Source organism: Pseudomonas sp. Marseille-QA0332 (genome assembly GCF_054950175.1).
Genome location: NZ_CM143106.1, coordinates 1,703,569 through 1,723,872, shown reverse-complemented (window position 1 = coordinate 1,723,872; position 20,304 = coordinate 1,703,569). Strand labels below are relative to the sequence as shown.

General features: G+C 63.2%; 16 protein-coding genes. 15 read left to right on the top strand and 1 reads right to left on the bottom strand.

The window, feature by feature from the left end; translation table 11 throughout:
* Positions 1–136 precede the first annotated feature (136 nt).
* The 5 genes from ACY8GK_RS08060 to ACY8GK_RS08040 all read left to right on the top strand — a co-directional run bounded on the left by ACY8GK_RS08060 (position 137) and on the right by ACY8GK_RS08040 (position 6,459).
* Positions 137–1,444 carry an MFS transporter gene (locus tag ACY8GK_RS08060; RefSeq protein WP_462402786.1) on the top strand — a complete coding sequence of 436 codons (1,308 nt, stop codon included), beginning with the start codon at positions 137–139 and terminating at the stop codon, positions 1,442–1,444.
* Positions 1,445–1,472: 28 nt separating this feature from the next.
* Entirely contained in the window at positions 1,473–2,462 is a 990-nt protein-coding gene (gene araD1 / locus ACY8GK_RS08055) for an AraD1 family protein (RefSeq protein WP_196180522.1), read from the top strand.
* A gap of 28 nt (positions 2,463–2,490) precedes the next feature.
* Positions 2,491–4,065 (top strand): aldehyde dehydrogenase (NADP(+)), encoded by a 1,575-nt coding sequence (locus ACY8GK_RS08050; RefSeq protein WP_462402785.1) that lies wholly within the window; start codon positions 2,491–2,493, stop codon positions 4,063–4,065.
* 96 nt (positions 4,066–4,161) lie between these two features.
* Positions 4,162–5,493: an MFS transporter gene (locus tag ACY8GK_RS08045; RefSeq protein WP_462402784.1), complete on the top strand. Its 1,332-nt coding sequence runs from the start codon at positions 4,162–4,164 to the stop codon at positions 5,491–5,493.
* Positions 5,494–5,502: 9 nt separating this feature from the next.
* Positions 5,503–6,459: a 2-hydroxyacid dehydrogenase gene (locus tag ACY8GK_RS08040; protein WP_196180525.1), complete on the top strand. Its 957-nt coding sequence runs from the start codon at positions 5,503–5,505 to the stop codon at positions 6,457–6,459.
* 176 nt (positions 6,460–6,635) lie between these two features.
* On the opposite strand, the gene ACY8GK_RS08035 is transcribed toward ACY8GK_RS08040, so the two are convergent.
* Positions 6,636–7,154: an Hcp family type VI secretion system effector gene (locus ACY8GK_RS08035; RefSeq protein WP_196180526.1), complete on the bottom strand. Its 519-nt coding sequence runs from the start codon at positions 7,152–7,154 to the stop codon at positions 6,636–6,638.
* A 761-nt stretch (positions 7,155–7,915) separates the two neighbouring features.
* On the opposite strand from ACY8GK_RS08035, the gene tssA reads away from it, so the two are divergent.
* From tssA to tagH, 10 genes are all read left to right on the top strand, one after another.
* On the top strand, positions 7,916–9,478 hold the full coding sequence (gene tssA / locus ACY8GK_RS08030) for a type VI secretion system protein TssA (RefSeq protein ID WP_196180533.1): 1,563 nt from the start codon (positions 7,916–7,918) through the stop codon (positions 9,476–9,478).
* A 33-nt stretch (positions 9,479–9,511) separates the two neighbouring features.
* Positions 9,512–10,018, top strand: coding sequence for a type VI secretion system contractile sheath small subunit (tssB, locus tag ACY8GK_RS08025; RefSeq protein WP_196180536.1), 507 nt, complete (start codon positions 9,512–9,514; stop codon positions 10,016–10,018).
* A 27-nt stretch (positions 10,019–10,045) separates the two neighbouring features.
* Positions 10,046–11,518, top strand: coding sequence for a type VI secretion system contractile sheath large subunit (tssC, locus tag ACY8GK_RS08020; RefSeq protein ID WP_196180544.1), 1,473 nt, complete (start codon positions 10,046–10,048; stop codon positions 11,516–11,518).
* Positions 11,519–11,520: 2 nt separating this feature from the next.
* A complete protein-coding gene (gene tssE / locus ACY8GK_RS08015) occupies positions 11,521–11,961 on the top strand; it encodes a type VI secretion system baseplate subunit TssE (protein WP_196180545.1) in 441 nt (146 codons plus the stop codon).
* A gap of 89 nt (positions 11,962–12,050) precedes the next feature.
* A complete protein-coding gene (gene tssF, locus ACY8GK_RS08010; RefSeq protein WP_196180546.1) occupies positions 12,051–13,838 on the top strand; it encodes a type VI secretion system baseplate subunit TssF in 1,788 nt (595 codons plus the stop codon).
* The gene (tssG, locus tag ACY8GK_RS08005) at positions 13,802–14,803 is read left to right on the top strand and encodes a type VI secretion system baseplate subunit TssG (RefSeq protein WP_462402783.1); all 1,002 of its coding nucleotides are present in this window, start codon (positions 13,802–13,804) and stop codon (positions 14,801–14,803) included. Before tssF ends, tssG begins: the two co-directional genes overlap by 37 nt.
* A gap of 11 nt (positions 14,804–14,814) precedes the next feature.
* Positions 14,815–17,385: a type VI secretion system ATPase TssH gene (tssH, locus tag ACY8GK_RS08000; RefSeq protein ID WP_462402782.1), complete on the top strand. Its 2,571-nt coding sequence runs from the start codon at positions 14,815–14,817 to the stop codon at positions 17,383–17,385.
* A 10-nt stretch (positions 17,386–17,395) separates the two neighbouring features.
* Positions 17,396–18,913 carry a sigma-54 interaction domain-containing protein gene (locus tag ACY8GK_RS07995; RefSeq protein ID WP_196180573.1) on the top strand — a complete coding sequence of 506 codons (1,518 nt, stop codon included), beginning with the start codon at positions 17,396–17,398 and terminating at the stop codon, positions 18,911–18,913.
* 34 nt (positions 18,914–18,947) lie between these two features.
* Positions 18,948–19,088: a type VI secretion protein gene (locus tag ACY8GK_RS07990; protein WP_196180549.1), complete on the top strand. Its 141-nt coding sequence runs from the start codon at positions 18,948–18,950 to the stop codon at positions 19,086–19,088.
* Positions 19,089–19,109: 21 nt separating this feature from the next.
* Positions 19,110–20,300: a type VI secretion system-associated FHA domain protein TagH gene (tagH, locus tag ACY8GK_RS07985; RefSeq protein WP_196180550.1), complete on the top strand. Its 1,191-nt coding sequence runs from the start codon at positions 19,110–19,112 to the stop codon at positions 20,298–20,300.
* Positions 20,301–20,304 lie beyond the last annotated feature (4 nt).

Sequence of the window (20,304 nt, the reverse complement as noted above, 5' to 3'; positions counted from 1 at the left end):
CGCCTAAATTGATCTGTGTGAAGGCTTGTCGTATTAAATAGTAATACTATAAGATCGATTTGGCCCGGTCAGAGGTCTGCCAAGAAAGCCCCGGCCAAGCGCTGTACCCATTACAAGAACAATTGGAGACATCGCCATGATTCAGGAGCAGCGGCTCGTCCGCCTGATCACGCTGAAACTCATCCCTTTTCTGGTTCTGCTTTACCTGGTGGCCTATGTCGATCGTTCGGCGGTGGGCTTTGCCAAGCTGCACATGGGGGCCGATATCGGTCTGGGTGATGCAGCCTATGGCCTTGGCGCCGGGCTGTTCTTCATTGGCTATTTCCTCTTCGAGGTGCCGAGCAACCTGTTGCTCGACCGCTTCGGCGCGCGTCGCTGGTTCGCCCGTATCCTGCTGACCTGGGGCGCAATCACCGTCGGCATGGCATTGGTCACCGGGCCCAACGGCTTCTATGTGATGCGCTTTCTGCTAGGGGTGGCCGAGGCAGGTTTCTTCCCCGGCGTGCTGTACTACATCACCCAGTGGTACCCGGTACGTCATCGCGGCAAGATCCTCGGTTTCTTCATCCTGTCGCAGCCGCTGGCGATGCTGGTCACCGGGCCGCTCTCGGGCGCGCTGCTTGGGCTCGATGGCAGCCATGGCCTGCATGGCTGGCAATGGCTGTTCATCTGCATCGGCACCCCGGCGATGCTGCTGGCCTGGCCGACCCTGCGCCTGCTACCGGATGGCCCGGCCAAGGTGCGCTGGCTCAGCGACGAGCAACGCAGCTGGCTGCAGGAGCAACTGGCCAACGACTTGCGCGAGTTCGGCCAGACCCGCCACGGCAATCCCCTGCATGCCCTGAAGGATGTCCGGGTATTGCTGCTGGCCCTGTTCTACCTGCCGGTCACCTTGAGCATCTATGGCCTGGGGCTGTGGTTGCCGACGCTGATCCACCAGTTTGGCGGCAGCGACCTGGTCACCGGGTTCGTCTCGGCGGTGCCGTACCTGTTCGGCATCATCGGCCTGCTGATCGTCCCACGCAGTTCCGATCGCCTGAATGACCGCTATGGTCACCTGGGTCTGCTCTATGCACTGGGTGCCCTTGGCCTGTTCCTCAGCGCCTGGCTGAGCATGCCGGCGATGCAGCTGGCGGCGCTGTGCCTGGTGGCGTTCGCGCTGTTCTCCTGCACGGCGATCTTCTGGACCCTGCCAGGCCGGTTCTTCTCCGGCGCCAGCGCGGCTGCCGGCATCGCCTTGATCAACTCGATCGGCAACCTCGGCGGCTACCTCGGCCCGTTCGGCATCGGTGCGCTCAAGGAATATACCGGGCAGCTGTCGTCGGGCCTGTATTTCCTGGCGTTGGTGATGCTGTTCGGGCTGTTGCTCACCGGTGTGGTCTACAACCGCCTGGAGCGCCGCCACTGCCTGGCCCCCACACGGGTGGCCGAAACCCCCCGCTAATCCTTGCAACCGAAAAGCGAGCACAAGCATGCGATTGATCCAATTCGAAACCGCCACCGGCGAGCGCCGCGTAGGTGTGGTGGAGGGCGAGCGCGCCCTGGAAGTGCGTGATGCCAGCAGCACCCGCGAACTGGCCCTGCAGGCCATCGCCGCTGGCCGTGACCTGGCCAGCGAAGTGCTGGCTGCCGGGCTGGGCCAGGGCCACGACTACCTGACCCTGCTGGCCGAAGGCCGCGTCCTGCCTCCGCTGGACCATCCGGACCCGGCGCACTGCCTGGTCACCGGAACCGGCCTGACCCACCTGGGCAGCGCCGCCACGCGCGACAAGATGCACCAGCAGCAGGCTGAGGGCACCGTGACCGACAGCATGCGCATGTTCCAGTGGGGCCTGGAAGGCGGTCGACCGCCCGCGGGCGAAGAGGGCGCGCAGCCGGAGTGGTTCTACAAGGGTGACGGCGGCATAGTCGTGCGCCCCGGCGCCGACCTGCCGCTGCCGGCCTTCGCCGAGGACGCCGGCGAAGAACCGGAGCTGGTCGGGCTGTACCTGATCGATGCGCAAGGGACGCCATACCGCCTCGGCTACGCGCTGGGCAACGAGTTTTCCGACCATGTCATGGAGCGGCGCAACTACCTGTACCTGGCCCATTCCAAGCTGCGGGCCTGCAGTTTCGGCCCGGAACTGCGCCTGGGCGCGCTGCCGACCCACCTGGAAGGCACCAGCCGCATCCTGCGCGATGGTCGGGAACTGTGGAGCAAGCCGTTCCTCAGCGGCGAGCAGAACATGTGCCACAGCTTCGAGAATCTCGAGTTCCATCATTTCAAGTACGACCAGTTCCTGCGCCCTGGCGATATCCATGTGCATTACTTCGGCACCGCCACGCTGTCGTTTGCCGATGGCATCCAGGCGCGGCCGGGCGACACCTTCGAGGTCAGCCTCGAGGCCTTTGGCCAGCCGCTACGCAACGGCATCGCCGCTGCGCCCAAGCGAGTCCGCCCTGGCCTCGTGAAAAGCCTCTGAGTCTTCTTTCTTGTCACAGGAGTCCATCATGTCTGGAAGCAACTTCATTGGCGGCCAGCGCAGCGCTATCGGCAACGAGCGCCTGCAGAGCCTCGACGCGTTTACCGGGCAGCCGCTGCCCGTGACGTTCGCTCAGGCCACCCCGCAGGAGGTGGCGGCCGCGGCCGCGGCTGCCGACGCCGCGTTCGCCGAGTACAACGGCCTGGCGCCGGAGCGCCGCGCAGCGTTCCTCGAGGCCATTGCCGAGCAGCTGGATGCGCTGGACGATAGCTTCGTTGCCACCGTGTGCCGCGAGACCGCGCTGCCTGCCGCGCGGATCCAGGGTGAGCGTGGCCGTACCAGCAACCAGATGCGCCTGTTCGCCCAGGTACTGCGCCGTGGCGACTACCTGGGCGCGCGCATCGACCGCGCGCAGCCAAGCCGTCAACCGCAGCCTCGTCCGGACCTGCGCCAGTACCGTACCGGCATCGGCCCGGTAGCGGTGTTCGGCGCCAGCAACTTCCCGCTGGCGTTTTCCACTGCTGGTGGTGATACCGCCGCCGCCTTGGCCGCCGGTTGCCCGGTGGTGGTAAAAGCGCACAGTGGTCACATGGCCACTGCCGAGCAGGTGGCCGAGGCCATCGAGCGCGCGGCCAAGGCCAGCGGCATGCCCGCCGGTGTGTTCAACATGATCTACGGCGCCGGCGTCGGCGAAGCGCTGGTCCGCCACCCGGCAATCCAGGCCGTGGGCTTCACCGGTTCGCTCAAGGGCGGCCGCGCGCTGTGCGACCTGGCCGCGGCGCGCCCGCAGCCGATCCCGGTATTCGCTGAAATGAGCAGCATCAATCCGGTGCTGGTGTTACCAGGCGCATTGCGAGCCCGGGGCGAGCAAGTGGCCCGTGAGCTGGCCGGCTCGGTGATGTTGGGTTGCGGACAGTTCTGCACCAACCCTGGCCTGGTCATCGGCATCGCCGGCGAAGCGTTCGGCGCCTTCGTCGCGGCCTTGCGCGCGCAGCTAACCGACCAGGCCGGCCAGACCATGCTCAATGCCGGTACCTTGCGCAGCTACGCCAGTGGCGTGCAGCGCTTGCACCAGCACCCGGGCGTGCGTCACCTGGCCGGGGCCGAACAGGTCGGCGACCAGGCCCAGGCGCAGCTGTTCCAGGCTGATGTGAGCCTGCTGCTCGATGGCGACGCAGTGCTTCAGGAAGAAGTCTTCGGCCCCACCACCGTGATCGTCGAAGTGGCCGACGAAGCCGAGCTGCGCCGCGCGCTGGAAGCCTTGCATGGACAACTGAGCGCCACGCTGATCGCCGAACCAGAGGACTTCCAGCGCTTCGCCGCGCTGGTGCCGGTACTCCAGCGCAAGGCCGGGCGCCTGCTGGTCAATGGTTACCCGACCGGCGTCGAGGTATGCGACGCGATGGTGCACGGCGGGCCGTACCCGGCCACCTCCGATGCCCGTGGCACGTCGGTCGGCACCCTGGCGATAGACCGCTTCCTGCGCCCGGTCTGCTATCAGGACTTCCCGGACGCGCTGCTGCCCGATGCGCTCAAGGACGCCAACCCGCTGGGCCTGCAACGCCTGGTCGACGGCCAGCACAGCCGCGAGGCCCTGAGCTGACGCCCCAGGCATCCAGATAGACCGCTGCACGCCCGTCCGGCCTTGCCCGGCGGGCTTTCCACGAATGCCCAAGAACAACAACAAGAGGTTGCAGCCATGTCCAGTCGTTCCGTGCCCGCCGACCTGGTCGAGCGGGAATCGTTGGATAACCGCCTGTTCCGCAAGATCAACTGGCGCATCGTGCCGTTGTTCATCGTGTGTTTCCTGTTCGCCTACCTCGACCGCGTCAACATCAGCTTCGCCAAGCTGCAGATGCAGAGCGCGCTGGGTTTCAGCGACGCCGTCTACGGCCTGGGCGCCAGCCTGTTCTTCGTCGGCTACTTCCTGTTCGAGGTGCCGAGCAACGTGTTGCTGCACCGCATTGGCGCCCGCATCTGGATCGCCCGCATCATGATCAGTTGGGGCCTGGCCTCGGCGGCCATGATGTTCGTCACCAGCGAGACCTGGTTCTACGTGCTGCGTTTTCTCATCGGAGTCATGGAGGCCGGCTTCGTGCCCGGGGTGCTGTACTTCTTCACCCAGTGGTACCCCAGCGACCGTCGTGCGCGCATCAACGCCTATTTCAAGAGTTCGATCTGCCTGTGTGGCATCGTCGGCGGCCCGCTGGCGGGGTTCATCCTCAGCCATTTCGACGGCATCAATGGCCTGGCCGGATGGCAATGGCTGTTCCTGCTCGAGGGCCTGCCATCGGTACTGCTCGGCCTGCTTGTGCTGTGGCTGGTCAGCGACCGGATCGAGGATGCCCGCTGGCTCGACGGCGAAGAAAAGCGCTACTTGCGCCAGCGCTTGGACGCCGAGCCCAAGCCCAGTGGTGGTGGTTCGATCAAGGCGATCCTGCGCGAGCCGGCCTCGGTCGCATTGTCGGCGATCTACCTGTGCCTGGTGATGGCGCTGACCGGCCTGCTGTTCTGGATGCCGCAGCTGATCCGCAATGCCGGTGTGGCGGACGCCATGGACATCGGCCTGCTGAGCATGATCCCGTACTTGGTGGCAGTGCTCGGCAACCTGCTGATCGGGCGCAACTCCGACCTGCGCGGCGAGCGTCGCTGGCACATGGCGAGCTGTGCGGCGATGACCAGCATCGGCTATGCCCTGTGCGCGGCCTTCACCGGGCAACTGTGGCTGTTGATGCTGGGCATGAGCCTGATCATGACCGGGATCATCGCCTGGATGCCGATCTTCTGGACATTGCCACCCAAATACCTGACCGGCTTGGCCGCGGCGGCCGGCATCGCGCTGATCAACTCCATCGGCCAGCTCGGTGGCATCGTCGGCCCTTACCTGGTGGGCAAGGTGCGCGATGTCGGCGGCTCGCCGAGCCCGGCCCTGTGGCTGCTGACGGCGGTCAGCCTGCTGGCGGTGGTGCTGATCATCTGGGGCGTACCACGCCGCCTTTACGCGGCTCACGCGCCATCGCGCATCGACTGAGGAGGTTCCATGCAACGTGTCGTTTCCTTTGGTCCTATCGCCAGTGCCGAGGTACTGGACGATCTGGGCCGGCGTTACCACTTCCAGCGTTTCGACCAGCCCATGGCCGACCGCGAGCGCTTTCTCGCAGCCTTGTCCACGGCTGACGGGCTGATTGGCAGCACCTTGCCCCTGGGCCCCGAGCTGCTCGGTCAGGCGCCTGGGCTCAAGGTCATCGCCAGCGTATCCGCCGGCTTCGACAACTACGACCTGGGCTACCTTAGCCAACGCGGTATCGCTCTGACCAACACGCCGGATGCGGTGACCGAAACCACCGCCGACACGGGTTTCATGCTGTTGATGATGGCCGCGAGGCGGGCCTGCGAGCTGGCGCAAGTGGTGCGCGACGGCGGCTGGACGAGTGCCATCGACGCCTCGTGCTTCGGCCTCGACGTGCATGGCAAGACCCTGGGCATCGTCGGGCTCGGCCGCATCGGCGCGGCGGTGGCCCGACGCGGGCACTTCGGCTTTGGCATGCAAGTGCTGTACAGCGGCAACAGCGCCAAGCCGGAGTATGAAGCCGAGTTCGGCGCGCGGCGTCTGCCGCTGGCGCAACTGCTGGGCGAGGCGGATTTCACCTGCGTTTGCGTGCCGCTGAGTCCGGCCACGCATCACCTGTTCGGCCGCGAGCAATTCGCGGCCATGCGCCCCGAGGCAGTGTTCGTCAACATTGCCCGTGGCGCGGTGGTCGATGAGGCGGCGCTGGTGCAGGCGCTGACCGAGGGGCGAATTCGAGCGGCCGGGCTGGATGTGTTCGAGCGTGAACCGCTGCCGGCGGACTCGCCGTTGCTGGCGCTGCCTCAAGTGGTGGCGTTGCCGCACATCGGTTCGGCCACCGTCGAGGCGCGCGCGTTGATGGCGCGCACGGCGGCGGCCGAGCTGGCGGCGGTGCTCGAGGGCAGGGTGCCGCGCCATCGCGTGCTGTGAGACGCGGGAGGCGCACCAGAGGCATCAGTTGTGAGAGAAAGGCCGCTTGCCCGCCAAGCGGCCGGAATCGCCGCTCGGCGACTTTTCGTACAGAGCCTGGGTCAGCTGGGTGGTCAGCTTTCCAACCGAGCCGCAGGCAACGACGGCCCGAGGGCCGCCGTCGTGCTCCGACGTGCTCACGCAGCCACTGGGGCACGCCAGTCATCGGAGCCAGAGGTGCCAGACACCTCGTGGGTCCAAGTGATCTTGCGGTAGGTGAAGTAAACGTCTTCCAGATGGGTGAAATGCGCCATGTTCGGGTCTTGGCAGTTGGCCATGTTGGACTGCACGTCGACGATGATCGCGTCCTCCAGCTTGATCGTGTAGTAGTGCTGCTGAGTGCCGGAGGCTGAGGTGCGATACCACTTCAGCGTGCATTCGGTCAGTCGCTCGCCGGTGGTCAGGGCAGTGAAGATCAAGGGCGAGGACTTGTCGAAGACCTTGGTGATCTTCAGCGGCTTGTGTACACGTTGGCCCGTGGGTTGGCCGGACTGCGGATCGCGAGGAATGATCACCTGATGATCGAAGGCCTGGACCAGGATCTCGTCTTCATGACCTTCCTGAAAGATGTTGCCGACCGAATCTTCGGTGAAGGTCCCGGCGGTGATCAGGCCTTGCTTGGTACCGTGGAGGGTCAGGTAGGCGGGTGTTGGCATTACAGCTCTCCTTGCGAGAAATGACGGAGTGAAAGTGCCGAGGTGTGACCATGCGGCGTGAAGCTTCTATCAACTTGTGTGCCATGATTTGGCAATACCTTTCAAATCAACAGGTTAAAGTTCTGCTGTCGCAGATGAAGGCCCTTGTTGTTCTAAAAGCCGCAAAAAATCGTGCAACACGTTGCGCGCTGATGTGCAAGTTTCTGCGCAACCCTTTGCGGGCTTTGTTGCTCAAGGGTACGCAGTAGGCAACAGAGATGTTTCAGGGAAACTGCTGCGCAACTTCTTGCGCAGTTGCCATTTATGGAAATATTTGCGAGCACGCGCTGACCCGCCTCGTCGACAATGAACGCCTCATAAAGAAACTTGCAAAGTTACTGTGGGAAATTTCTATATTTGTTGTAAGACGGTGCTTGGAGATGTCGGAGAGAGGGGCGTGCGGGGCGTCTGGAATGTTTGCCAGGCAGGGAATTCCTGACCCGAGGATTCCTGATTATTTCTTTGAAATCAGCTAGTTGTAGCTCAGATTTTTTAGATGCTACAGCGCTTGTCGAATATCGAAATGGCAGCGGCCAGGCTCGAAAAGTGGTACGGCGCCATGATGGCGGCTTGCTTGCAATTACCTCGCTTGGCCCTTTAGGCTTGGAGGCATCGAAAGAACTATTAGTTTCGCTGTCAGGTTCGTCTGGATAAGCGCGGCATGGGCGCGTCTTGCAAGTCGATCGCTGGGCGGTGCCGTCCATTTTTTATCAGAGTTACAGATGGCTTATTCAGGCAATTTATGTTCGCGCTATTTGAAGCTCGTGGAAGTGGCCGTTCCTGGAACTGCCTATGCGGGTGAAGACGTGCGCTTTTCCACTGAATTCGAAGCGCTGGAAGAAGAACTTGGCAAAAGCGTCTCGCTGCATGCGACCGGGCGGACCGACTGGGCCAAGGTCGCTGAAGGATGCGAGTTGCTGCTGCGCACGCAGACCAAGGATCTGCGCGTCTGCATATGGCTGGTCTGGGCGCTGTTCGAGCGCGAGTCCTTCGCCGGACTGCTGGCCGGGCTCGGCATGCTGCGTCATCTGTGTGAGCGTCATTGGGACCAGGTGCATCCGCGCAAGCCGCGCACGCGTCTTGGTGCCTTCGCCTGGCTGGTCGCACGTCTGGAACAGGCGTTGGTCGATGACGTACCGGTAAAGAACCAGCTGCCACTGTTTCAGGCCATGGCTGATCATCTCGAGCGGCTGGATCGCGTGCTCACCAGCCAGTTGGGCGATGACGCGCCCTTGATCCTGCCCATGCACCGGCGCTTGGCCCAGATGATCCAGCGTGCCGGCGAATATCAGCCTGAGCGCGGCAGCGTGGGCGCGGTAGTGGCCCAGGTCAAGCAAGCGGCCACGCAACTGCTCGCGCCAGGCGTAGCGATAGACAGCGAGAAGGACGCGCACAGGGCCATGCGGGTCGTGCAGGACGCTGGCCGCCCCCTGGCCATCTGGTGGTTGCGACAGAAGGCCAGCGATGTCCGCGCCTTGCGCCTTAACCGGATCCTGGCATGGCTGCCGATCGAGGGCATGCCGGACCGCAATGCCGAACAGATCACCGCACTACGTGGTTTGCCACCAGACAAGCTCAATGAGTATCGCCAGCGTTTCGAGGCTGGCAAGCACGCTGACCTGCTCGTCGACCTCGAGGCCAGTCTGGCTCGGTCTCCGTTCTGGTTCGATGGTCAGCACCTGGCCTGGGCATGCCTGCAGGCACTTGGTGCGGACATGGCCATGCGTGAGGTGGAGATTCTTTTCGCTCTGTTCCTGCAGCGTCTGCCAGGAATCACCACGCTGCGCTTCCACGATGGCCAGCCATTCGCCGGGCCGCAAACCCAGGCCTGGATCGGCACGACCGTGATGCCCCATGTCCAGGCCGAAACCGCTGCACGGCATGTCGAGACCGTGGCGCAGCACAGCCTCACCGCGTGGGATCAAGCCTTGGAGGACAGCCTGCCGGTACTGGCCAAGGACGGCCTGAAGGCAGCGGTCGGACAACTCAAGATGGCCATGCAACAAGCCCGGGGCGGCCGTGAGCGCTTCTTCTGGCAATTCACCTTGGCAAAGCTCTGCCACCACGCTCGCAAGCATGAGCTGGCGCGTACCCAGCTCGAGTTCCTCGACCGCCAGTTACACGACTCGGGCCTGGATGCCTGGGAGCCCGAACTGGTGCTGAACGTGTTGCAACTGCTGCACGGCTGCTGCGAGGCGCTGCCCCAGAACCATGAGGTGCGCGAGCGCAAGGACGAGGTTTACCGCAGATTGTGCCATCTCGACCTCGAGGTGGCACTCGACTAGGCCCGATGGCCTCAACCGATCAGGAGAACACCGATGGCTAAAGAAGGCTCGGTAGCACCCAGGGAACGTATCAATGTCACTTTCAAGCCGGCTCTGGGCGATAGCCGGGAAGATGTCGAGCTGCCACTCAAGCTGGTGGTGCTCGGGGATTTCACCCAGCGCGAGGACAGTCGCAAGATCGAGGATCGCAAGCCGATCAGCATCGACAAGAACAACTTCGATGACGTACTCGCCAAGCAGGGGCTCGACCTGACCATCCAGGTCCCCAACCGCCTGCAGGAGGACGCTGCCGACCAGGAGCTGGCACTGAAGATCAAGGTAGGTGCGATGCAGGACTTCAATCCAGCCAACCTGGTCGGGCAGATTCCCGAGCTGCGAAAACTCATGGAGCTAAGGGAGGCACTGGTCGCGTTGAAGGGGCCGTTGGGCAACGCTCCGGCTTTTCGCAAGGCCATCGAGGGCGTCCTGGCTGACGATGAGGCACGCCACCGTGTCCTTGCCGAGCTGGGCATGAACGCCAAGCCCCAACAGGACGCTTGAATCCGGAACTTTCGAGGACGCTTACCCATGAGTACCGCAGCACAGCCCGAAACCCAGGACCTGGCCGCATTCGGCATCCTGGACCAGATCATCGCCCAGACCAGCCTTACTCCGGACGACGAAGCCTATGGCATTGCCAAGCGTGGCGTATCAGCCTTCATCGAGGAACTGCTCAAGCCGCAAAACCAGGGGGAGCCGGTAAAGAAGGCGCTGGTCGATCGAATGATCTGCGAAATAGACACCAAGCTCAGCTTGCAGATGGACGAGATCCTGCACAACCCACGGTTCCAGTCGCTGGAAGCTGCCTGGCGCGGCTTGAAGCTGCTGGTCGACCGGACCGACTTTCGCGAGAACGTCAAGATCGAATTGCTCAACGCTTCCAAGCAGGACCTGCTCGACGATTTCGAAGACTCGCCGGATGTCATACAGGCCGGCCTTTACAAGCATGTCTATACCGCCGAGTACGGCCAGTTCGGTGGCCAGCCGGTCGGTGCGGTGATTGCCAACTACTACATGTCCCCAAGCGCCGCGGACATCAAGCTGATGCAGTACGTCTCCAGCGTCTCGTGCATGGCACATGCACCCTTCGTCGCCGCCGCCGGTCCGAAATTCTTCGGCCTGGATTCCTTCACCGGCCTGCCGGACCTCAAGGACATCAGAGATCATTTCGAGGGCCCGCAGTTCGCCAAGTGGCAGAGTTTCCGTCGTTCCGAAGATTCGCGTTACATGGCTCTGACCCTGCCGCGCTTCCTGCTTCGTACCCCCTACGATCCGGAAGACAACCCAGTCAAGACCTTTGCCTACAAGGAAAACGTGGCCAATTGTCATGAGCACTACCTGTGGGGCAACACCGCCTATGCTTTCGCCACGCGCCTGACCGACAGCTTCGCCAAGTTCCGCTGGTGTCCAAACATCGTTGGCCCGCAAAGCGGTGGCACGGTCGAGGACTTGCCGTTGCATCATTTCCAGAGCATGGGTGAAATCGAGACCAAGATTCCCACCGAGGTGCTGGTGTCGGATCGTCGGGAGTACGAGCTGGCCGAGGAAGGTTTCATTTCCCTCACCATGCGCAAAGGCAGCGATAACGCCGCCTTCTTTTCCGCCAACTCGGTCCAGAAGCCCAAGCTGTTCGGTGGCAGCGAAGAAGACAAGGCCGCGGAGCTCAACTACAGGCTCGGCACCCAGCTGCCTTACATGATGATCGTCAACCGGTTGGCCCATTACCTGAAGGTGCTGCAGCGCGAGCAGCTCGGCTCGTGGAAAGAGCGCACCGATCTTGAAGACCAGTTGAACAAGTGGATCCGCCAGTACGTCGCCGACCAGGAAAACCCGAGCGCCGAAGTACGCGGTCGCCGTCCGCTGCGCGCTGCGACCATCGCTGTCACCGACGTCGAGGGCGAGCCGGGCTGGTATCGCGTGAGTCTCAACGTTCGCCCGCACTTCAAGTACATGGGTGCCGACTTCACCCTGTCGCTGGTCGGCAAGCTGGACAAGGCCTGAGCATGCGCGCGGAAAACGGGTACGGCACTCTGTTCGAGCGCCTGGGTGGGCAAACCACCGCACGCAGCGCGCATGACCGTGAGGCCAGCATGATGGCTTCGGTGGCCAGTCATCTCGAGAAAATGCTCGGCACCCGTGCGGGCAGCGTGCAAACGCTGCCCGACTATGGCCTGCCGGATCTCAACGACATGCGCTTGAGCCTGCATGATGCGCTCAGCCAGGCACGCACGACGATTGGGCGGTTCATCCAGGCCTATGAACCGCGTCTGTCGCGGGTCGAGGTGTTTTCCCTTCCCCAGGCCAACGATCCGCTGAAGCTGACGTTCGCCATCGAAGGGTTGCTGGAGGCCGGTGGCGTCCAACGCCAGAGTTCGTTCGTTGCCCAGCTCGATGGCAGCGGCAATGTCACGGTTCGCTGGGGGCGCGACGATGGAATGCGCTGAAACGGAGCTGCCAGGCCGGTTCCTGGTCACTGCCACCGACGGCCTCGCTTGCCTGCATCCTGTCACCGGACACCCGAGGTGCCGCGCACGTGTCTTTTAATCATTACTACCAGAGCGAACTCACTGCCTTGCGCCGGCTGGGTCGGCGTTTTGCCGAGCGCAACCCTGCCTTGGCGCCGTTCCTCGGCCAGAATGGGCGCGATCCAGATGTCGAGCGCCTGCTCGAAGGCTTCGCCTTCCTCACAGGGCGTTTGCGTCAGAAGCTCGACGACGAGCTTCCGGAACTTACTCATTCGCTGATGCACCTGCTTTGGCCCAACTACATGCGCGCCCTGCCATCGTTCAGCATGTTGCAGTTCGAGCCGCTGCCGCAGGCCGGCCCTGCTCAAAGGGTGCCACGCGAAACGCCGGTGGAAAGCAGGCCGGTCGACGGTGTGCGCTGTCGCTTTCGTACCTGCTACGACACCGAGGTGCAGGCCCTGGAGCTTGCTGGTATCGATTATGCGGTAAAAGGTGATGGGGCGATGCTCACATTACGCACCCAGCTCAGCTGCAACGGTTTTCTCGCACAGCTGGAACTCCAGCGGCTGCGCCTGCACCTGGCTGGGGAGCGCTATATCAGCCAGATGCTCTACCTGTGTCTGTTGCGCAACCTGCACAGCGTGGAACTGGTGCCACTGGATGCTCATGGCAAGCCTTTTTCTCGCGAAGGCGAGCCGGATATCAGTTATCGCCTAGCCGGGGACCAGGTGCTGCCGTTAGGCTTCGGCGAAGAGCATGCGCTGATCCCGTATCCGCTCAATACCTTCCGTGGCTATCGCGTCCTGCAGGAATACTTCTCGTTCCAGGATAAATTCCTGTTCGTCGAGCTGCAGGGGCTGCAAGTGCTGTCCGCGTTCCCGGCAGAGCTGAGGGAGCAGGTACGGGGCCTGGCCATACGCTTCGACATCCGCAAGAACGGCATCCAGCGCCTGCGGCCCGAACTGGAAAACGTCAAGCTGCACTGCACACCGATCGTCAACCTGTTCCGCCACGATGCGCTGCCGATCTGCCTTGATGGCAAGCAGGACGAGTACCTGCTGTTGCCGGCCGAATACGACGTGCACAACTGTGGGGTATTCGCGGTGGAGGCCGTGACCGGTTGGCTGCCCGGGGGGGTGGGCTATCGGGATTACGTGCCCTTCGAATCGTTCGAACATGACCCGAGCTTCGATGTGCCTGAGGCCAGCCCTCACTACAGTGTTCGCCAGCGAAGCTCGCTCCTGCACGACGGTCTGGATACCTATCTGAGCTTCGGTATTCGCCAGGCCCAGGCGAGCGAGACAGTATCGGTAGAGCTGACCTGCACGAACCAGAATCTGCCGTTGCGCTTGCGTGAGGGCGATATCTGCCTGCTTGCGGAAGAAACGCCAGAATTCCTGCGCTTTCGCAACATCACCGTTGCCACGCCGAGCTTCGCCCCACCGATCGGTCGCGACTTCCTCTGGCGACTGATCAGCAACATGTCGCTCAACTACCTTTCGTTGGCCAACGTCGAGGCGCTCAAGGTGATTCTCGAGACCTACGACTTGCCGCGTTATTACGACCAGCATGCCGAGAAGGTCAGCAAGCGGCTGCTCGGTGGGCTCAAGGCGATACGCCACGAGCCTATCGATCGGTTGCACAAAGGCCTGCCGCTGCGAGGTCTGCGCACCGAACTGACCATCGACCCCGAAGGCTACCTGGGGGAGGGCGATCTGTTCGTCTTCGCCTCGGTACTCAACGAGTTCTTTGCCCTTTACGCCAGCCTCAATTCCTTCCATGAGCTGAGAGTGAAGAGCACCCAAGGAGAAGTTTATCAATGGACGCCACGCATGGGCCTGCAACCGCTGCTTTGAGCGGGCTGACTCACTCGATTCGCGAATACTCGCTGTACCAGGCGGTGCTGCTGGTGCTCGATCGCCTGCGCGAGGATAGCCCCTGGCTGCGGTCCGAGGAGCTCTACGAGCGGATCGAGTTCGAAGCCAACCCGAGCCTGGGCTTTCCAGGCAGCGATATCGATCGGGTGGAGTTCTTCCACGAACATGGCGAACTGCGTGCCCGATTGCGCCTGAACCTGGGCGGCCTGGTCGGTGCCACTTCGCCGCTGCCGGTGTTCTACGGTGAACAGGCGATCGGCGACGGCGATAACCCGACCCGACAGTTCCTCGACCTGTTTCACCATCGCCTGCATCGGCTGATGCTGCCCATCTGGCGCAAGTACCGTTATCACGCCCGCTTCGAAAGCGGAGCGCTGGATACGTTCTCGGCACAGCTGTTCGCACTGATCGGTCTTGGCGGAGAGGCGATTCGCCGCGCTGGCGAACTCAACTGGCGACGTCTGCTGCCGTACCTGGGCTTGCTGAGCCTGCGTGCGCATTCGGCTGCGCTCATCGAATCAGTCCTGCGTTACTACTTCAAGCACGAGGACCTGGTGATCGAACAGTGCGTGGAGCGGCGTGTCGCGATTCTCGACGAGCAGCGCAACCGTCTCGGGCGCGCCAATACGGTCCTGGGCGAAAGTGCCATGCTTGGCCAGCGCGTACGCGATCGTGGCGGCAAGTTCCGTATCCATGTACGGCAACTGAGCTGGGAGCGCTTCCACGAGTTCCTGCCGATCGGGGCGGGTTACCAGCCGCTGTGTGCGCTGGTGCGCTTTACCTTGCGTGCCCCTCATGACCATGACCTGCGGTTGGTGCTCGAGCGCGAGGAGATTCGCGAACTGCGTATTGGCGAACAGAACGCTTGCCGCCTGGGATGGACCAGTTGGCTCGGGCGCGAGCGCGCTGACGGAGTCGTCACCCTCGGCAGCCGGATTCATTGAGGAACGATGAAATGCTCAACCTAGACCTGCAGCAACTGATCAAGACGCTTGACTGCGAAACCCGTCGCGACCTGGAAAACTGCGCGCAGCGTTGCGTCAGCCGAGGTGGCAGCAAGATTCTGGTAGAAGACTTGTTGCTGGCATTGCTGGAGCGCCCCGAAGGCCTGCTGGGCAAGGCACTGCGGGACGCAAAGGTGTGTGCCGGTGAGTTGACCGCCGCGCTGCGGCCCGTGCCCGGGCAGGGTGGCTCGCGCAATCCGGTGTTCGCCGCGGAGCTTATTCAGTGGCTGCAAGATGCCTTGCTGGTCGCCAACCTCGAACTGGGTCGCAAGCAGATCGACCAGGCCGCTCTGATCCTCGCCTTGCTGGGTAATCCGTGGCGCTACGCTGGCAGCCGTTACCAGCCGCTGCTGGCCAGGCTAGACAGCCAACGTATACACGACCATGCGCTGTCCCATGCGCACGACGCGGCGCACCCGTCGTCGAATAACGGCGACTCGCTGCTGGCCAGCTTCACCCACAACCTGACCGAGCAGGCCCGTGCTGGCAAGCTGGATCCAGTGCTCTGCCGTGATGGCACGATTCGTCAGATGATCGACATCCTGGCCCGACGGCGCAAGAACAATCCGATCGTGGTGGGCGAGCCTGGGGTCGGCAAGACCGCTATCGTCGAAGGACTGGCCTTGCGCATCGCTGCCGGTGAAGTGCCCGAGGCGCTTGCAGGCGTCGAAGTAGTGGCGCTGGACATGGGGCTGCTGCAGGCAGGCGCCAGCGTCAAGGGCGAGTTCGAGCGACGCCTCAAAGGGTTGATCGATGAGGTCAGGGCCGCACCTCGTCCGATCATCATGTTCATTGACGAAGCCCACACCCTGATCGGCGCTGGAGCACAGGCCGGTGGCGCAGATGCGGCGAACCTGCTCAAGCCAGCGCTGGCCCGTGGTGAACTGCGTACCATCGCCGCTACCACCTGGAGCGAATACAAGAAGTATTTCGAAAAAGACCCAGCCCTGGCTCGACGTTTTCAGCCCGTACAGGTGCACGAGCCTACCGTGAGCGAGGCGGTGACCATCCTGCGCGGCCTGGCACCGCTCTACGAGAAAAGCCACGGCATCTATCTGCGCGACGACGCCGTGGTCGCCGCCGCTCAGCTGTCGGCACGTTACCTGGCAGGCCGGCAGCTGCCGGACAAGGCTGTGGATGTGCTCGATACCGCGTGTGCCCGTGTGCGCATCAGCTTGGCCACGGCGCCCGGAACCGTCGAACGCCTGCGCGGCGAGCGTGCCGAAGGCGAACGTCAAGTCCAGGCTCTGCGCCGTGATGCCGAAGCAGGACTGGCCGTCGATGTCGATGCGCTGCACGCGCTCGAGGCCCGCCTGGAGCAGGCAGCACGGGAGCAGCAGGCACTCGAGGCGTTATGGCAGGAGCAGCGGACTCTTGCCCAACGGTTGCTCGAACTGCGTCAGCACCTGTCTGGCAGCAACGTGGCAGACGACAGGCTGGCGCAGTGGCAAGACGAACTGCATGAAACCTGTAGCGCCTTGGCCAAGGCCCAGCAGCACGAGCGGCTGGTCAGTTTCGAAGTCTGCCCGCGGCTGGTTTGCGAAGTCATCAGTGCCTGGACCGGTGTGCCGTTGAGCCAGCTGGCCCGCGAGCACAACACCAGGGTCGTGGCTTTCGCCGACGACTTGCGTCTGCGCATCCGCGGCCAGGAGCCGGCAGTCCGCGCCCTCGACCGGTGCATGCGCGCCGCCGCGACAGGGCTGAACAGGCCCGACGCGCCGGTCGGGGTGTTGCTGCTGGTCGGCCCGAGTGGCGTAGGCAAGACCGAGACTGCCTTGGCGTTGGCCGACCTGCTGTATGGCGGCGAGCGTTTCCTGACTACCCTCAACATGTCCGAATTCCAGGAGAGACATACGGTGTCGCGCCTGATTGGCGCACCGCCCGGTTATGTCGGCTATGGCGAAGGCGGCATGCTTACCGAGGCTGTGCGCCAGAAGCCCTACTCGGTGGTGTTGCTCGACGAGGTGGAGAAAGCTGACCGGGACGTGCTCAATCTCTTCTATCAGATCTTCGACAAGGGCGTGGTCAATGATGGCGAAGGACGCGAGATCGATTTTCGCAATACCGTGATCCTGATGACCTCGAATCTGGCCAGCGAACTCATCGCAGACCTCTGCCGGGACGGCCGGCAGCCTGCGGTGGACGCGCTGCGCGAGGCCATTCGCCCGTCCCTGAGCGAACATTTCAAGCCAGCATTGCTGGCACGCATGTGTGTGGTGCCGTACTACCCGGTGGCTGGCCCGGTACTGCGGGAAGTGGTGCAGATAAAACTGCTGCGCCTTGGTGAGCGTCTGCAGCGTCGCCAGCTGGGCTTCAGTCATTGCCCGACGCTGGTGGTCCACCTGGCCGAGCGATGCATCCATGACGAGAGCGGGGCACGTCTGATCGATCGGCTGATCGATGCCGAGCTGCTGCCAACCATCGCCGATCGATTGCTTGACGCGCTGGCCAGTGGGGAGCAACTGCGCCAGGTACACGTGACCCTGGCTGGTGATGACGGGGTGGCCTGTGAGTTCGCCTGACCCGCACGGCATGCTGGCCCAGGTGCCACGACCGATCCGCTACGCCGAGCGGTTGCTGGCGGCATTCGGCACGCTGGCCCAAGTGTCGGAGCAGGGCAGGCTGACAGAAGCGTTCGCTCGCCAGGCGTGTGAGTTGACGGGCTGTGAGTTGGCACAGGTATACCTGCTCGACCTGGGGCACACTGCTCTGGAGCTGAGTGCCGAGTGTCTGGATGGAAGCATGCAAGCGCGCGAGGCCGCCGCGATGGCGGTCGACTATCATGGCGATCAGCTGCTGCAGTTCTGCTTGTGCCAGGACCGTGTGCTGTACCTGGATGCGCTGGCCGATGGCATCCATTCGACCAGCTTTCTGCCCGCGTTCGACAGCGATTGGCGCAGCTTGCTCTGCGTGCCGTTGAGCACAGCGGCAGGCAGGGTGAGCGGTCTGCTGGTGTGTGCCAGTCCGCGGTCACTGGCGCTGCGGCCGTTCGCCGATTCGCTCGCACAGCTCGGGCGCTTCGTGCTTGGCCAGATGGGCTTGTTGCTTCATGCGCAGGGTGCCGCCACGATGCGGGCGGTACCGAAACAGATCGAATCCCGTGCCAACGATCATGGCCTGATCGGCAACAGCGAAGCCATGCGCAGCGCCTGCCGACTGATCGACAAGGTCCTGCATACCACCTACACGGTACTGCTCAAGGGCGAGACCGGCACCGGGAAGGAAGTCGTCGCTCGTGCTCTGCACGAGTGCGGGCCACGTCGCTCGAAGAAGTTCGTGGTGCAGAACTGCGCGGCGTTTCCCGAGGACCTGCTCGAGAGCGAACTGTTCGGTCATCGCAAGGGCGCTTTCACTGGCGCCGACCGCGACCGCCAGGGGCTGTTCCAGGCTGCCCATGGCGGAACCTTGCTGCTCGACGAAATAGGCGATATGCCATTAAGACTCCAGGCCAAGTTGCTGCGTGTGTTGCAAGACGGTCAGGTTCGTCCTCTGGGCAGTAACGACACGCTTGAAGTCGACGTTCGCATCATTGCCGCGACGCACCGTGACCTGCCATCGATGATCGCCCAAGGGTCGTTCCGGGAAGACCTTTACTACCGCCTGGCGCAATTTCCCATCGTGCTGCCGCCGCTGCGCGATCGCGGTGACGATGTGCAATTGCTGGCTAGCCATTTCGCCACCCAGGCATGCGCGCGCCTCGAGCGCCCGCCACTGCGCTGGTCCGAAATGGCCTTGGCGCATCTGTCAGGTCATGTCTTTCCCGGTAACGTGCGCGAACTCAAGGGCATGGTCGAACGCGCCGTGCTGATGTGCGAAGGCGACGAGTTGCAAGTAGAGCACTTCGGCACGCAGGCCGAGACGGGAGAGGAGAGGCCCTGCCTGCCCTTGCGTGACTATCTCCAGCGAGCCGAGCGCGCCTACACGCTTGCCTGCCTGCGCGGAAACAAGGGCAACCAAACGGCCACTGCGCGCCAGCTCGGCCTGCCCCGACGCACCTTCCTCTACCGGCTAGGCCGTCTGAACGTCGACTTGAGCGAGTTCAAGGCATGACCCCGATTTGCTGACCCTCGATGGAGACCTTCCGATGACAACACGTCCATGGCAGGCCGCGGCCTGGCTGCTGGCCCTGTCGCTTGGCCTGGGTGGCTGCAGCGGCAACTACAAATTCAGCGATGACCAATTCCGGCCTTTGGGCGAACCCCAGGCGATCAACCGCGGCAGATGACCGTAAGGAGCGCATCTATACATGGAACTCGTGCTCGAGATTAAGAACACCCGGCAAATGATCCCGCCCCATGCGCGGGTCTGCCGATTCGGTGTGGCCGGCGGCACCATCGGACGGGCCGTCGATTGTGACTGGACGATCCCGGACATCAAGAAGCATCTGTCCGGATATCACGCCAGAGTCACCAGCCATCGGGGAACGTTCTACCTGACCGACCTGAGCCGCAACGGCATTTTCACCGGTTGTGGAGCGCAACTGCCCAGGAGCGAGCCGTTTCGCATCGAGCATGAAAGCGTTTTTCGGTTCTGCGATTTCGAAATCCATGCGCGCCTGATCCATGAGCCGACACGTTCCGAGGCGCAGGTCGGCAAGCCACAGGCAGGCGGCGCCTTCATACCTGATGACGCTTTCCTGGAACTCGATCCGTTGCGTGCCGTGGCCGAACCTCCGGCGACCAAGGCATCGTGCCTTCCGGCCACTGTCTGGCCCGAGCCGGTGCAGCACTGTGATTACGCACGAATCGACACCGAGAATCTGATTGTCCCCGAGCTGGTACCCGAACCGGCTGATCCGCCCATGGCGGTGGCGGCCCCGGCTTCGGCGCACGATGAAGTTTCGGCGCGGTTCTGGACGCGCTTCGGTCAGGCCTTGGGGTTCGACCTGCAGGCACTCGACGTTTCGGCACGCGAGGCACTGGCGGTCGAGGTCGCCGTTTTGCTCAGGCAGAGTATTGGCGGCTTGCTGCAGGGCCTGCACACGCGCAGCGAGGTGAGGAGTGAGCTGCGCCTGGCTTGCACCGATACCCAACCTGCCGGCCAGGATCCGCTCAGGCGGACCGGCGACGCTGCGCAAACACTGCGCTTGCTGTTGCGGCCGGACGGCGCCCGTGCAGTTTCCGCCGAGCAGGCCTTGGCCTGTGGCTACCGTGACCTGCAGACACACCAGGTGGCAATGCTTGCAGGTAGCCGGGCGATGGCGCGCGCTGCCCTTGAACATTTCACGCCCGCCAAGCTGGCACTGCGTTTCGAACAGGACTGCGACAAACCGCTACTGGCGACTCCCGGTAGTCGCTGGCGCGCTTTCCAGCGGTATCACCAGCGCCTGTGCCAGGACGATGTGTTCGCCGAAAGCCTCCTGGCCAGCGCCTTCGCCCAGGCTTATGACGAGCAGGCGCGGCTGATAGCGACCTTGCATTGCGAACAAGAAGGATGACCCG